Origin of the sequence: Paenibacillus chondroitinus NBRC 15376, assembly GCF_004000765.1 — a bacterium.
Taxonomy (GTDB): Bacteria; Bacillota; Bacilli; order Paenibacillales; family NBRC-103111; genus Paenibacillus_E; species Paenibacillus_E chondroitinus.
The window spans coordinates 1-13962 of the sequence record NZ_BILW01000016.1 but is presented as its reverse complement, the minus strand read 5'-3'; the positions used below and the strand labels follow the sequence as shown (position 1 = coordinate 13962).

The 13962-nt window shown below is 47.3% G+C and carries 10 protein-coding genes; 3 read left to right on the top strand and 7 right to left on the bottom strand.

Features of this window, described 5'->3' with window-relative positions; genetic code table 11:
* Window positions 1-11: 11 nt before the first annotated feature.
* The 7 genes from PCH02S_RS18420 to PCH02S_RS18390 form a co-directional block, all read right to left on the bottom strand.
* Window positions 12-1751 carry a hypothetical protein gene (locus tag PCH02S_RS18420; protein WP_127455409.1) on the bottom strand — a complete coding sequence of 580 codons (1740 nt, stop codon included), beginning with the start codon at window positions 1749-1751 and terminating at the stop codon, window positions 12-14.
* Window positions 1752-1760: 9 nt separating this feature from the next.
* Complete coding sequence (locus tag PCH02S_RS18415) at window positions 1761-2711, bottom strand: sugar phosphate isomerase/epimerase family protein (RefSeq protein WP_127455408.1); 951 nt, start codon at window positions 2709-2711, stop codon at window positions 1761-1763.
* Between the two features lie 88 nt (window positions 2712-2799).
* Window positions 2800-3822, bottom strand: coding sequence for a Gfo/Idh/MocA family protein (locus PCH02S_RS18410; protein ID WP_127455407.1), 1023 nt, complete (start codon window positions 3820-3822; stop codon window positions 2800-2802).
* Window positions 3823-3858: 36 nt separating this feature from the next.
* Window positions 3859-4938, bottom strand: coding sequence for a Gfo/Idh/MocA family protein (locus tag PCH02S_RS18405; RefSeq protein ID WP_127455406.1), 1080 nt, complete (start codon window positions 4936-4938; stop codon window positions 3859-3861).
* Between the two features lie 94 nt (window positions 4939-5032).
* Entirely contained in the window at window positions 5033-6709 is a 1677-nt protein-coding gene (locus tag PCH02S_RS18400) for an extracellular solute-binding protein (RefSeq protein ID WP_246069150.1), read from the bottom strand.
* Between the two features lie 61 nt (window positions 6710-6770).
* Window positions 6771-7643 carry a carbohydrate ABC transporter permease gene (locus PCH02S_RS18395; RefSeq protein ID WP_127455404.1) on the bottom strand — a complete coding sequence of 291 codons (873 nt, stop codon included), beginning with the start codon at window positions 7641-7643 and terminating at the stop codon, window positions 6771-6773.
* A gap of 15 nt (window positions 7644-7658) precedes the next feature.
* Complete coding sequence (locus tag PCH02S_RS18390) at window positions 7659-8513, bottom strand: ABC transporter permease (protein WP_246069156.1); 855 nt, start codon at window positions 8511-8513, stop codon at window positions 7659-7661.
* A 307-nt stretch (window positions 8514-8820) separates the two neighbouring features.
* Between PCH02S_RS18390 and PCH02S_RS18385 the strand changes: the two genes are divergently transcribed.
* The 3 genes from PCH02S_RS18385 to PCH02S_RS18375 all read left to right on the top strand — a co-directional run bounded on the left by PCH02S_RS18385 (window position 8821) and on the right by PCH02S_RS18375 (window position 13918).
* The gene (locus PCH02S_RS18385; protein WP_164819618.1) at window positions 8821-10629 is read left to right on the top strand and encodes a sensor histidine kinase; all 1809 of its coding nucleotides are present in this window, start codon (window positions 8821-8823) and stop codon (window positions 10627-10629) included.
* Window positions 10616-12169 (top strand): response regulator transcription factor, encoded by a 1554-nt coding sequence (locus PCH02S_RS18380; protein ID WP_127455401.1) that lies wholly within the window; start codon window positions 10616-10618, stop codon window positions 12167-12169. The genes PCH02S_RS18385 and PCH02S_RS18380 overlap by 14 nt, the downstream gene beginning before the upstream one ends.
* A gap of 174 nt (window positions 12170-12343) precedes the next feature.
* Complete coding sequence (locus PCH02S_RS18375; protein ID WP_127455400.1) at window positions 12344-13918, top strand: ATP-binding protein; 1575 nt, start codon at window positions 12344-12346, stop codon at window positions 13916-13918.
* The last annotated feature ends 44 nt before the right edge of the window (window positions 13919-13962 follow it).

The window sequence follows — 13962 nt, the reverse complement described above, 5'->3', positions numbered from 1 at the left end:
CACAATCCTTTCTACAGCAGTCTTACTGTGAAGGTTCGGTCAAACGGCGTCACCAAGTTCACATGGACATATTGGCAGCCTGCCGGGTGCTGGTCTTCACGAAGGATAGGCAATAAGTGTTCGAAAGCTCCTGAAGATATTTCAATGCTGTCTTCCTCCACCCGATAGGTCATAGATCCGCTTTTGAGGAAATATTTCCCGTCGCCTGCTTCATGCAGATCTTCTCCTTCTACTGCTCCTTCATTGCCCAGAATAAAGGTTAGCTGCGTAAAGACGTCTTCCCGCTCATCGGAATGTATGCGCACCGTCCAGTCGGACGAATTTTGTTGAATTTCCACCTTCAGCTCATGGGTTTGCAAATGCGTCATTGGCCGGTGCTGATGCGGCAGCAAATACCACGGACTTACCGGTCCTTTCGCCGTAAGGGGAAGATGCTGCTGCGGAACAGGTCCATTGTAGCCTTTTTCCATACCGACACTTAGTCGATAAACACCATCCTGGGCGGTTAACTGATCAAATTTAACGATCCCCGGAGAAAAGGACGTGGACAGCTTAATGCCCAGCAGCCTGACTTTCCCATGACGAAGCGAGAAAAAGGACGGCGTTTGCGGCATAATCGTTATGCTCTTCTCCTTCTCGCGAATGCGCACGACCGGCGCTCCAAATGCCAGATGCATGGAGCTGTGCTGAATTTTCAGATGATGGCCGACAGCATCGATGAGGCTCAGGTGCTCATTCATAGGATGATGCTGATTCAGCATACAAGCATATTGATCGGGAAGTTCGACGCGTTCCAAGCCACGGATGGTTTCTTCTACTTCCGGATAAAGCAGCACGTGCAGCAGAGCGTTATTGTTTACGCCGTCAGGACGCTTGACGAAACCAGCGGCATAATCGCACATGGCAGCGAAAAGCGGGTCTTTGTCATGTGCAGCCATTAAGCGATAAATCGTATAATAGGTAGCCATGTCATAGGTTTGGCCAAAATCCTGCCGGCCCGAATAGTCGGTCACCACTTCACCTGACGGATGGATGAGGTAGACCATCATACGCAGATTCCGGCGCACGCTATCCAATAATTCGGGGCGATGCAAGATGCGAGCCGTATGATACAGCGCAACATTGCTGACGGCATTATAAATGCCGTTGCTCCGCTCCGTCCATTCGCCATCTGCCGTAATGTCCAGGCCTTCTGCGAGCCATTCATCCGCTCTTGCGAGGAGCTCTGGCCTTTTGAAAATATCATACATCTGGGCTAAGGCAGCCGTAAGCACCCATCGATGATTCGGCGTATGGCAGCCGCCCGTCAGCATGGCCGGTATCGTCCGTTCAAGAAATAGCTTTAATTGGCCCGCTATTGGCTGTAGGACCGACCAATCATGACCAGCGAGCAGCTGATAAATCTGCGCCACGCCGCCAATCACAAAACCGGTGTCAGGTGGGGAGTTGTAATTGGTTGACCCCAGCGAAATCGTTCCGTCCGGATGCTGCCTGTTCAGCATGAACGCTGCTGCCAGTTCCAAGGAAGCTGCTAATGACTCGCTATGGTAGAATCTGGAGTCTGGATTCACCAAGGCCGCTGCCCAGGCAGCAATATAAACAGGCGTACTATGATGACTAGCACGTGCAATGCCCGTCTCGTCAATAATTCCGCCGTAATACTTGGATGCCGGATCAAGCACTTGGCTTTGAAGCGCAGATGCCGCCAAATCGTCGTTATTTTCCACCAACCGTTTATATATGAAGTCCATGTGTATCACCTATTGCCCTTTCCCGGCCGCTATTTTACTTGTGATCAGTCTGTGGCTCTCCTCGATCTCATCCGGTTGACATACCGCCTTCAACTCGTACACTTTAACCTTGGCAATGTCGATAGCCTCAAGGAAATGGTCAAAGAAATGCAGATCCTTGCTGTGTACATAAGGACACCAATGGTCGGAGAGCCCGAGTGTTTCATGAATATGGACACCATAAATATAGTGCTTAACTTCCTCCAGCTCCTTCAAATTGTCGTACAAACCCATTCGATCCATCATCATCGCGTGACCGATGTCGTACCAAAGACGAACCGGGCTCCCCTCCAGATGATCGCAAATCGTCTTGGCTTCCATCAGCGTCGGCATCTGATACGATCTCGAGCGCGTTTCGATGCCAATCGCGATATTCCATCCTTTTTTCGCTGCATAATCACTCACTTCGTCCAAGCTATCCTGGATCCGTTTCGTATACCGAGGACTGAGCCTCTGGCGCCTTTCCAGCATATTCTGCCACAGCCCTTGATACTCCGCCGACGCCCTTCCATGCTCCTGATAAAGCTTCTTCAAATCCAGATCAATATTATATTCAAATGGGATTTCGCCAGGATGTACGACTACGGCTTTCGCTCCATAGCGGTTAGCATATTCCAGGGATCGAATGAGCAGCTCCACAGAGCGTTTGCGCTTCTCTTCGTCATCAAAACCCAGCATCACGGAATCGGTATCATAATCCTTATCGTCGATGAACGGAAACACATTGTGCACACTCGAAACGCCTATTTCCCCTTTTTCAATCATTGGTTCAATGGTTTTCATCATCTCTTCAGTCACATTGTAATTCAGTTCTACATATCGAAAGCCAAGCCTCTTAATTTCCTCCACCATCTCCCGGCCAATGGTATGTTTTTTGATATTCCAGCATGTTGAAAATGAATATTCCCCTTTGTCGATCATCCTTATGCCTCCTTCTATTATGACAAAGACCAGATCACCCTTCTTCCATATGCAGGGGATGAACTGGCCTTTCTGCGGAAATGCCGCCTTATTCGGTAAGATCTCGCAAATAAATAGCTGTGCCCGTCTGTGCCGATTGCGTCGATGCTTCCATTAAACGTGTTAAATCAAGCGCTAATTGAATGTTCTCTGAAGCTGTTGTTTGGTTCTGTATATGTGACAGCCACTGTTCGAACGGAGTCGGCAGACTCGCCGGAAGTTCCTGCGCCACTTGCCATTCTGCTGCTGCCTCACCTGATAACTTGGAGCTGCGGATATAGACCCGATCATCGGTGCGAGAATACTTCATGCTTCCCTCGGTCCCCTGCACCTCAATGTCGAATTGCGAGTAGCTATTTACAAATCCCGCTTCAACAATCCCTAGTGCTCCGCTTGGATAACGCAACGTAGCTGCAGCACTATCCTCTACCTCGCGCCCCGTGATATAGCCGAAGCTGGCGCTGACGCTTTCCGGCAAACCCAGAAATAAGCGAGTTAAGTACATCGGATGGCAGCCAAGGTCCATCAAGGCTCCTCCCCCGCATGACTTCAAATCGAAGAAATACGAAGGCAGCGAGCCATTCGGATTTTTCTCTGTCGGGAGCGCGCCGTTATGAGCAAGCCGGATACGCACCGTCGATATCGTGCCAAGATAGCCTTCATGAATAGCCTTCATGATGCTTTGGGTGAACCCGGTGTACAACCGCGGCAAAGAGACGGTGAGCTTCACGCCAGCAGCTTCAACCGCCGCTAGTATTTCCTTGCATTCCTTTGTTGTAGTAGCAACAACCTTTTCTGTAAAGACATGCTTACCCGCACGAGCCGCGGCGATAATTACATCCCGGTGCGCCGTTGTGGGTGTATCCACAATAACCGCATCGATCTCAGGATTGGCCAAGAGCTCCTCCAGTTTCTCATAAAACCTGACGCTGAACTCACCGGCTTTCTCTCTGCCACGCCGCGCATCTTCATCCCAAACAGCCACGATTTCGGTGTCGGGATGCTGACTTGCCATACGTGCGTAATCTTTGGCATGAACATGCCAAAAGCTCAACATCGCAACTCTAATCATCGTTTGAGACTCCTTTTCCGATCTTTTTTCGATCATTTAGTCAAAATATACGGCTTTTCCAGTTCGATTCGATTCATATATCGCTTCAAGGATTTCCGATACGATGCAGGACTGCTCTGGCGTTACGATCGGCTCTTTATCATGCATAATGGCATCAATCCATAGACGAATTTCCTTATCCTGCATGCTTTCTTTCTTGCCTTCGTAGAAGTCTGCACCCTTGGCCTCAAACTGCAATTGGTTCATATATAGACGGCTATGGTTCTCGCCATTAATGCGCAACCCGTCTTGCATATCCGCTCCCCCTTCGGTACCGCAAAGCGTACACTTCGCTTCCTTGGTATCCAGCGTATTGAGCGCCCAACTGGCCTCCACCATAATGGTGGCCCCATTTTTCATGACAATCATAGCAAATGCCGAATCTTCGACCTTGAATTTATCCGGGTCCCATGATCCCCATGAATTAGCGGCGTTCTCTTTGCGTGACAATTTATGATAAGCAGTGCCCAGCACCACTTTAGGTTCATAGTTATTCATTAACCACAGTGTCAAATCAAGCGCATGTGTGCCAATATCAATTAATGGACCGCCGCCTTGTTTCTCTTCATCCAGAAAAACTCCCCAAGTAGGGACACCGCGTCTGCGAACGGCATGTGCTTTAGCGAAGTAGATCTCGCCCAAATCGCCATTTTCAACGACCCTTTTCAAATACTGACTGTCTGCTCGGAACCGATTATTATAACCAATCGTTAATTTTTTGCCTGTCCGCTTGGCAGCTTTCACCATACGACGGGCATCCGCAGCTGTTTTGGCCATCGGCTTCTCGCACATAACATGCTTGCCTGCTTCCAAAGCAGCAATCGAGATTTCCGCATGCGTATCATTCGGCGTACAAATATGTACAACATCAATCGCAGGATCTGCCAATAATTCGCGGTAATCGTCGTATACTTTAGCACCGGGAGCGCCAAATTTCGCTGCTGCTTGGTGTGCGCTTGCCGGGAAGATGTCGAAAAAACCGATGATTTCAGCCTCCGCAACCTTGCTCAAGCTAGGCAAATGTTTCCCCGTTGCGATACCGCCACATCCGATGATAGCTACTTTAACTTTGTTCATTATGATTCCCCCCATGATGCAAGATGCTGGACACCGATGAGAACCTGAATGCACAGGCATCCTAATCGATATCCAGCCCTCCTTCAAGAATGATTTACTTCACTGCTTCCATCTGCTGCTTCGCGATAATCATCGCATCCTTAGCCAGGAATGCCGTATCTTTATTCTCTTGATACCATTTGTTCATGAAATCCTCGAGCTGTTGGCCGCCTGCTTTCGCCCAAGCCGCTTGCGAATCTTTGATCGCTTGCTCCGGCGTGTATTTAGCGCCGCTTAGAATGGCTTTCACGAACAGGTCGCCTTTTTCTTTCAAAATCGTTGTGTTAATAACTTGCAGATCTGCACTGTACACAGGCATATGGTCACCTAAGGCAATTCCCGGATATTCTCTTTGCGGATCGAAATAGAGCTTCTGAACTTCTTTATACATATCCATTCCTGCTTTTTGCGCCGGTACTTCAGCATTGAAACCATTCAGTACATACGTACATTTATCAACGCCCGATGAGAAGAACATGGTATAGTCGTACGCATAGCTGACTTCGTTCTTGGACTTTGCAGGATCGATCGCTTGCGGACAACCATTGGGGGCTTTCTTCCAATGTGTGCCTTCGTCTCCATTGACAATTTTCTTAGCGGTCTCCGGCTTCATAATAAAGTCAAGATAGCGGCCAACGGCTTCCGGATCTTTCGATTTAGCGTTCACAACGGTTGTCATTTGAACTGGGTTATCAATGGCGCCGGTAAATGTCCCCAGCGGTGACTTCGGATAACCTAATGGAGCCACTTCCGCCCCAGGCGCGTTTTTCTGCAGTGTCGTAAGATCGTTCATGATAAAGTCATACCAGCCGCCGGTGAACTTCACATAAATGCCGATCTTCCCATTCAAAAAGTCCTGTTTCGCCTTGGCGCCATCTTTATCGTTGATATAATCCTTGTCGATCAGGCCTTCATCGTAGAGCTGCTTCTTGAAGGTGAGCGAAGCAAGCTCTTTGTCCCACGCACGGACAACTTTGCCATCCTTCAGATCCCAAGCCAGCAGCGAGCTCGAAGAACTCTCGCCGAACATCTCATTGATGGCTTGCTCGGAATACGTGCTCATATTCAGGCCGTATGTATCTTTTTTACCATTCCCATCAGGGTCTTGGTCAGCGAAAGCCTTAGCCACTTTCAATAATTCATCCGTTGTGGTCGGCATCGCCAGATTCAATTTCTTCAACCAATCGGTCCGAATGAGCAAAATATGGGCAGGAACCGCCTCTTTCACCTTACCGATCTCGTACAGCTTCCCGTCCGGTTTCGTCCCCGCTTTTTTCAATTGAGGATATTGATCCAGCAGTTTCTTGTATTCAGGCATATATTGCAAAATGTTATCAATAGGAAGAAGTTGTTTCTGATCGTACAAACTTCCTCGAAACGGTGTGTTGTACTCGTTGACGATATCCGGAGCGGAACCCGACGCAAACAGAACGTTCAATTTTTTGGTTGAATCACTGCGGAGGATAGGAACATACTTTACGTTGACAGGTCCGTTTTGATTGATCCATTTGCTCCAACGGTTCTCTTCATAGGATCCCTCTGATGCAGGTACTGCACCCCGATCATACATGGATACGGTTACATCGCCACGCTTTGCCGGTTTCTCTTCACCCGTTTTGCTGCTTGTCGTTGCTGCTGCCCCTTCTTTTTTGTCACTGCTGCAGCCAACTAACGTTGCACCAAGCGCGACAACCCCTACGGTGATTCCAAGCCACAGTTTCATGTTTTTCATGCACATTTTCCCCCTGCAAAATTTTATAGTGAAGTTTTGTTAAACGGGAACACCAACGTTTTTAACCCTTAACGGATCCAAGCATGACGCCTTTGACAAAATACTTCTGCAAGAAAGGATAAATCACCAGCATAGGCACAACCATCACAACAACGCCCACAGCTTTCACCATCTCTGTAGCAACCGCTGCTTGCTCCTCCGTATTCAGGGAAGGAGAGTTCAGTAAATCGTTTTTTTGCAGCATGGCTTGCACAACGACAGTTAAGTTCATCATATCGCTTTTATTGATATACATTAGAACACTCATGAACGCGTTCCAATAGTTAATGCCATAAAATAACGCCAGAGTCGCCAACATCGGCAAGGATAAGGGTAAAATGACGCGAATGAGCAGTGCGGTGTCACTACATCCGTCAATTCGTGCAGCTTCCTGCACCTCATAAGGAATGTTCTCGAAATAGCTTTTCATCAGCAGCATGTTGTAAGTACTAATGAATCCTGTCAGCCATAAGGACCAGTAGGAATCAATGAGATGCATGTTTTTTACAACGAGATAAGTTGGAATTAAACCACCGGCGAATAACATCGTGAATACCATGCCGAGAACCAGATAGCGACGAGCGAACAAATAGGATCTTGACAACGGATACGCTGCTAAAATGGTGCCCAATAAGCTTAATGCCACGCCGACCACGGTAATGAAGATGCTATTTTTGAAGGCGTTGAAAGCCGGGCTTGCGATGAAGAAAATTTTATAGGCCGTGAACTGCAGCCCTATCGGCCAAAAGAAGACATGACCGGAATCTACAGATGACCGATCGCTAAGCGATAACGCTATGATATGGATAAACGGCAGGATGCAAGTTAAGGCAATGAGTGCAAGCAGCACGTAATTGACCGTATAAAAAAGCTTTTCTCCTCTTGTCGCTTTCACTACATGTCCTCCTCTCTAGAACAGGGCTTGATCGAATTTTTTGGCGATTCGGTTGGCGATTAACACGAGACTGCAGCTAATGACCGATTCGAATAGTCCCATGGCTGTCGTTAAGCTGAATTGCGAGCTGCCCAGCCCTATTTTATAAATGTAAGTACTTATAACCTCCGACACGTCCGCAACGGCAGCGTTCTGTAAGTTATAGACTTGATCGAACCCAACTTCCATAATTTTACCCATCGCTAAGATCAGCAATAAAATAATGGTGTGCCGAATGCCGGGAAGCGTTACATGCCACATCTGACGCCACTTGGTAGCTCCATCCATACAGGCCGATTCATAAAGCGACGGATCGATGGTCGTTAGAGCAGCCAGGTAGATGATCGTGCTGAAACCCATTTCCTTCCAAATGCCAGAACCGATAAAGATGCTGATCCATGAGTTCGATTCATATAAAAAAGTAATGGGCTCCAGATCGAACAGCTTGAGCACCTTATTGATGGAACCATAATCGGTGGCAAATAACGATAATACGATACCTGACACGATGACCCAAGAGAAGAAGTGCGGTAAATAAATGATCGTTTGCACCCATTTTTTGAACCATGACTTCCGGACCTCATTGAGCAAAACAGCGAGGAAAATGGGAACCGGGAATCCGAGCACCAAGCTTAGGAAGCTCAGCCAAAATGTGTTCCAAATGATTTGGAGCGTGCTCGCGCTGGAAAACAACAGGTTAAAATTCTTTAGTCCCACCCAAGGGCTATTCCAGATGCCATCTGCAAAGTTATAGGTTTTGAAAGCGATAACAAGTCCGCCCATAGGCCAATATTTGAAGATCACATAATAAGCGATAACTGGAATCAGCATGATGAACAAAGGAATATTTTGTTTCAATCGCCTGCTCCGCTTTAAAGAAGCTGTCTTGTGCAGGTTCACTGATGATGAAGTGACAGGGGGTTCTCCGATTCGACTGCTCATGCTTGCTCACTCCCTAATTCGTTGGTATGCATCCTATCATACCCGGGTTCGTGTATCAAAACCCTTAAAAAATTATAGAAGATTCTATAAATTCATTTGGTCATGTTTGAAAGCGATTTTTATCTGACAGAAATATTGTATAATGTCCTCAGCAACGTTATGGCTTGCAAACTATAAGTTAATTGGGGAATCTGAGATGCAAATCTGGCGACAACTACTCATAGGCATCAACCGCAGCTTTCGAATCAGACTCATTATTAGCCTGTCCGCCATCATTTTACTTGCCTTCGGGATTACCGGTTATTTGACTTATCAGTATAATCTGAAGTTATTCGAAGAGGAGATCAGCAAGCAGTTTTCCCGCACGAATGAAGAGGCTTTGGCCAAAATTGAGATGAAGGTTCAGGAAATTGTGCGTGTATCCCAGACCGTAGTATTCAATCCGCAAATTGAAATGCTCATCAAACGCATCAATTCCCAAGAGGATGCCGATGCCTTTAATCTGTATTATGATAAAAAGCAAATCGAAGAGCAGATTTTCCAAATCAAATCTGACGCGCCTTATATTACAGGGATGTATCTGTATGACTTAAACGGCAATCCCTCTTATTTCAGCTATACGACTTCTGCGATTAAAAACTTGGATGATCCAACCTTTCGAATCATCCGGTCCAAACTAAACGATACCTATGGGAATCTGGCCTGGATGAGCATGCCTCTGCCCAGCTCGATTGAACCTAGTGGCTTCAGGCAAACCATTATTATCGCGAGGCTGATGAAAAATAGCGCTCTGCAAACCTATGGTGTTCTCGTCATGGCTGTGGATGAATCCTTTTTTGCCGGGATATTGAAAGAGTTAATCAAAGACGGTACAGGCGAAGTCTATTTGTACAACGAAAACAAGGAATTGCTCTACAGCAATTCCACGCTTGAAACAGCGGAGAAAGCCCAGATGCTGCAGGATATGAGCGAAACCCGGGTGATGAACAATCATCTCTATGTACAGGGGATTTCCAAAGCGACCTCCTTCAAGCTTGTCAGCTCAACATCCCTTTCCGACATTCAAGTTAAAAATAAAATTTTATCCAAACGCATTGCGTATACTGGCTTCATCAGTATTTTGTTAACGAGCATCCTTATCGTCATCTCGACAGGCAAACTCTTGAGACCGATCAAGGATCTGCTGCTTGGACTTCGCAAAGTACGTTCCGGTGACTTCAGCGCCCGCATTGAAATCCGTACCAAAGATGAACTCGCCTATATGGGCGAGAGCTTCAATGCCATGGCTGAACAGGTCGGCAGGTTGATTACAGAAGTTTATCTCACGCAGCTAAGCGAAAGGGAAGCTGAGCTCAAAGCGCTGCAGGTTCAGCTTAACCCTCATTTTCTGCACAATATGTTCAACGAAATTTATTGGAAGCTTTATTTGCAAAATGAAAAGGACACCGCCGCCTTAATCGCCACCATTTCGGAAATGCTCAAGTACTCCCTGATGCCCGTCCGGACACTGACAACCGTACAGGAAGAATTTCAGCAAATTCGCAATTATGTGAAGCTGCAAACCGAATTATTCGAACCGGATTTGGAAACGATTATCCAAGCGGATGAGCAGGTGCTGGACAACGAGATGATGCGCTTCCTTCTCCAGCCTCTTGTAGAAAATGTATTCGTACATGCCTTTCGCAATAAGGTATCTCATAAAATCTTGGTCATTCGAGCTCATCGGCACCATGACCATTTGGAAATTGAAGTGACCGATAACGGCTGCGGCATGGATGAATCCGCGATCGCGATCCTGCTGGGACCGAAGGGGGCTTCTCTGCCTCAGCGCTCGGATGGACGGGAACACCTGGGCGTTCGCAGTGTTGTTAGGCGTCTGGAGCTCGTTCACGGGCAGCCTTACCGCCTCGAAGTTGAGAGCGTAGTGAATAGCGGAACGACGATGCGCCTCATCCTGCCTAATCACCCAACTAGAAAGGAGCTGAGCCAACATGCTGAAGGGTAACGTTGTCATCGTGGAAGACCAGCCCAACTTCCGTAAGGGCTTGATCAAAATGTTCGAAGAAGGACAAGTTGGCTGGAACGTTGTCGGGGAGGCCAGCAATGGGCAAGACGCGCTGGCCTTGGTAGATCGGGTCAAGCCTGATCTCGTGCTAACGGACATTCGCATGCCTGTCATGGATGGGATCGAATTCGTAGGGCACCTAAGGAAGCATTATCCGGATCTGCTGGTGATCATCCTTACAGGCTACAAAAATTTTGAGTACGCCCAGGCAGCCGTCAGACTCGGAGCTCTCGATCTGCTGATCAAGCCTTGCACCGAACAGGATGTCATGCAAGTCATGAATAAAGCCTCCGAGCGGTATTATGAGAAATACGCGCAGCAGCAGCATCTTCTCGCCCAGCGCAAATTGCAGCAGGACCAAGAGCTGCGTGCAGCTTTATTAGATCTGCCTTCGTCTTACGCAGCCATGAAAAACATGGATGAGATTCTTCTGACGAAGGAGCTGTGGCTGCTTCAGCTGAACAGCGAAGACTTGGCTCTCAAAAACTACGGCAAAACGGACCTCAGCTTAATCCAATTCGCTTTCTCCAATATTGTCGAGGAGCTGTTGAAAGGCGCCGGCCTTCCCGCCAGGCTCCTCTTGGTTGAACATGATCGTTTCGTCGTGGTCGCCGATCAGCCTGGGCCGGACGAAAGCTTCATCCAAGCTGTGCAGGATGCTTCCCTCGAATACTTGAACATTCGTGTGAACGTTCAACCTATGGGTGCAGCTCCTCCTTATAAACAGCTGGCTGAATTCTATGACCAGTTCAAGAGCAGTGAGACCCCTTCGGATTCTGACGGCGAACGAATCGATAAAGAAGCGGGTACAGGCTCAGGCATGACACTCTCCTTAAATCAGGCGAAAGTCAATGAGTTGGAAATGAAGCTGATGTCCGCTATTCTGATCGCACAGGAAAACGCGCTGCAGCAGCTTCTCAATCAGCTGCTTACGGATTTGTCCCATCAGCTGCCTGAAGATATGAAAATTCAGGCGCTCACGCTCTCGATTGCTTTGCTGGGAACCATTCAGAAACAGTTCGATCCCGACGGTCATACAGCAACGGCAAGAATACCGACCGATATGCCGCAAGCCCATTGGACGGTGGAGGAAGTCCTTCGCTGGGCAGACGCACAGGTGAACAACTTCCTGCTTCTGTTCAATCACTGGCAAGCGTCCAAAAGCGACAATGTCATTGAGAAAGCTACGAAGTACATCGAGGAGCATTACAACGAGGAGTGCCGCCTAACGGATGTAGCCGCTCACCTTCACCTTAATTCCAGCTATTTTAGCGTGCTGTTTAAGAAAGCAACCGGGGAAAGCTTCACTCGCTTCGTGACCCGTCTACGCATGGATAAAGCTGCCCTGCTGCTGCGAAACACGGATATGAAAATATTCGAAATCGCTTGCGCCATTGGCTTCGACGAGCCGAACTATTTTACCAACGTATTCAAGCAGCAATTTCAAATGTCTCCCAAGGAGTATCGGAATCACCGGTAACAGGGGTGTCGTTCAATCGACATCCTTCTCTCAAACGCTTAAAAACACCTAAAAAAAATCATCAAAATTTAACGAAATTCGTGACATAAACCGACATATATTGAATCCAACTTCGTTTATAATCTAACAATATGAAGATTGCCAATTCTATACAAGAGTCGGGAGTGTTATCCGTTGGTCATCAAGATAATCAAACATATAGGTATTCCCTTTATTTGTTGCTTGACCATGGTATCATCCATAGCAATGGGGAATGCACCAAATACCACAGCAGTTATTGTATTAGGCTGCGCTTTTTACCTCAGCATCGCCCTCGAGCGAAAGCACCCGTTTTTACCCAACATCCAGTTTATCTTCCTCGCGTTGTTTCATTGGTCCAGTCATCTGAATTGGTGTTTGCTGCTGTATTATATGTTGATCGGCTTTTCGATACAAAACGGGCAGAAGTATACCTACACCGTGCAGAAAGCGGTCGTGTACATCGGTTTATATACGTGCATACGTTTAAGCTATGTGCCTTTCACCACCTACAATCTCTTGGTGTCGATCTACGATATTGCAAGCGCGGTTATGTTCGTGCTGCTTGTCCAATATGTGATTAAATCAGAGTCAGAAAAGAAACGTTTACGCGAAGAAAAGGATTATCTCACGACGCATGACCCGCTGACAGGGCTATTGAATTATGAAGGCTACGTAACCACTGTTGAAAACTTAATGGTTAAGCGCTTCAGTTTTGTTTTGGTGCTGTTGGACTTTCAGGATTTCAAGTCGATCAATTACGAGAATATCCACAACGGAAATGAAACCTTGAATCAAATTGCGCTGTTGCTGGGCAGCATTTTCTATGATTCCTATGCCATATCCCGTTACGCGGGAGACCGGTTTGCCATCATTTTACCTGCGAAAGAGAACCTTATTTCTAATATTAGCGAATCCTTGAATTCAAATATTTTGGGCTTCCAAGTGACTTACAGCTTTGCCGAGCACCCACTTGAGGCTGCAACGAAGGAAGAACTCATCTCCTTGGCCGAGGAGCGCTTGTTCAAAAGCAAACGGGAAATATGGCTCAAACGAGAGGAGCATTTATTCCGCTCTGAGAAAATGAAGATGATCGGCGAATTGGCGGCAGGAATGGCGCACGAAATTCGAAACCCGCTTACAACGATCAAAGGCTTCATGCAAATCGCGACCAAAAGCCAATATAATATTCAGCCTTGGCATGAATTAATTATGAGTGAGATTCGTAGAATGAATGAGCTGACCGCGGAATTCCTGCAATTTTCCAAACCGCATATCAGCAATATGAAGCCGGAGTCCATCACGGAGTGTCTGGATCGGGTTCTATCCTTAGCGGAATCGGATGCGCTTTATCGCGGACACACCATTATTTTCGAAGATACGGAAGAAGCGCTTTATATTTTCATTGATCGGGATAAAATTGTACAAGTTTTGCTGAATCTGATCCAAAATGCATTCGAAGCGATGAAGCATCCCGGCGATGTTCACGTGCGCATTAAACAGGAAAATGAACTCGCGATCATTGAAATTGAGGATTCCGGCGAGGGCATGTCCGAAACCGAAATGGAGCAAATCTTCAATCCTTTCTATACCACCAAAGAAAACGGGACAGGCCTGGGCCTCTCCATTTGCCAAAAGATCGCCGTTGATCACGGCGGCTCGCTGGAAGTGAAAAGCGCCATTGGCCTGGGCTCCATCTTCAGCTTTAAGCTGCCGACGGTGGAAGTTTAGCCGCGGCTCCATTCTTCCACACAAAAAAGCAGATCGGGAAGTTT

Bases quoted from the DNA above. Each gene is read 5' to 3' on its own strand.
- PCH02S_RS18420 (WP_127455409.1), bottom strand. From the start codon at position 1,751: ATGGACTTCATATATAAACGGTTGGTGGAAAATAACGACGATTTGGCG.
- PCH02S_RS18415 (WP_127455408.1), bottom strand. From the start codon at position 2,711: ATGATCGACAAAGGGGAATATTCATTTTCAACATGCTGGAATATCAAA.
- PCH02S_RS18410 (WP_127455407.1), bottom strand. From the start codon at position 3,822: ATGATTAGAGTTGCGATGTTGAGCTTTTGGCATGTTCATGCCAAAGAT.
- PCH02S_RS18405 (WP_127455406.1), bottom strand. From the start codon at position 4,938: ATGAACAAAGTTAAAGTAGCTATCATCGGATGTGGCGGTATCGCAACG.
- PCH02S_RS18400 (WP_246069150.1), bottom strand. From the start codon at position 6,709: ATGAAAAACATGAAACTGTGGCTTGGAATCACCGTAGGGGTTGTCGCG.
- PCH02S_RS18390 (WP_246069156.1), bottom strand. From the start codon at position 8,513: ATGCTGATTCCAGTTATCGCTTATTATGTGATCTTCAAATATTGGCCT.
- PCH02S_RS18385 (WP_164819618.1), top strand. From the start codon at position 8,821: ATGCAAATCTGGCGACAACTACTCATAGGCATCAACCGCAGCTTTCGA.
- PCH02S_RS18380 (WP_127455401.1), top strand. From the start codon at position 10,616: ATGCTGAAGGGTAACGTTGTCATCGTGGAAGACCAGCCCAACTTCCGT.